Consider the following 889-nt stretch of genomic DNA (forward strand, 5'->3'; position numbering starts at 1 on the left):
CGCCGGATCGGGTCATGCATCGCGGCCGGGGTCGGCATGATCACGCGCGCCGCCGGATCCTCCGGCAGCCGCATCCCTGTCCGCGCGATATGCGCGTCCACGAAGTCGAGAAACGCGAGATAGCCGGCGTCGCCATGCGCCAGGTTGTCGGCAAGGTCGGCCGCGAAGGTCATCGCCTCCCGCGTTGCTGCCTCCGCGCGTCCGAGAAGGGTCATGCCCTGGCGGGCATAGTCCCGGAAATCGATCGTGTGACCACCATAGGCGCCGGTGTGCACGACGGGGGCGGGATTGGGGTTGCGCCGCTCCGGCGGCGTGTTGACCATGCCGGTCTCCACCCACCACCAGACGTGGTCGTGCCCGCGATAGCGGCGCGGCGCCCGGCGATGTCGGCTGACCGACAGGAACACCTTGCGGCCCGCCCGCATGAGTTCCTCGGCGATCTGCGCGCCGGACGCGCCGGCGCCGATGACAAGCACGGCGCCGTCCGGAAGCGTCCCCGATGCGCGGTACTGGGCGGCGTGGATCTGCAACACCGGGGCATCCGGTGGCAGCATCGGCGGGAATACGGGGCGCTGGAACGGGCCGGTGGCGACGACGACATTGCTGCAACCCATCGGCCCTGCCGAGGTCTCCAGCAGATAGCGCCCGGCGCCGCCACCCCGGGCCAATCGCGTCACCGCGACACCCTGCCGCACGGGCGCCGAGATGAAGGTCGCATAGCCGGTCAGGAATTCCGCGATCCGCGCTGCGCTGACGTACCCGTCGGGATTGTCATGGACAAGCGGATAGCCGGGCAAGCCAACAAGCAGGTTGGGGGTCTGGAAATGCAGTCCATCCCATCGTTCCGACAACCAACGCTCGGCGATCCTCCCCCGTTCCAGGATGCAGT

General features: G+C 69.2%; 1 protein-coding gene. It reads right to left on the bottom strand.

From position 1 onward, the window contains the following. Positions 1-797: NAD(P)-binding domain-containing protein (locus E8M80_RS25620; protein WP_170979657.1), on the bottom strand; the 797-nt coding region annotated here is incomplete at its 3' end. Positions 798-889: the final 92 nt, after the last annotated feature.

Source organism: Roseomonas sp. HF4 (genome assembly GCF_005222755.1).
Classification (GTDB): Bacteria; Pseudomonadota; Alphaproteobacteria; order Acetobacterales; family Acetobacteraceae; genus Neoroseomonas.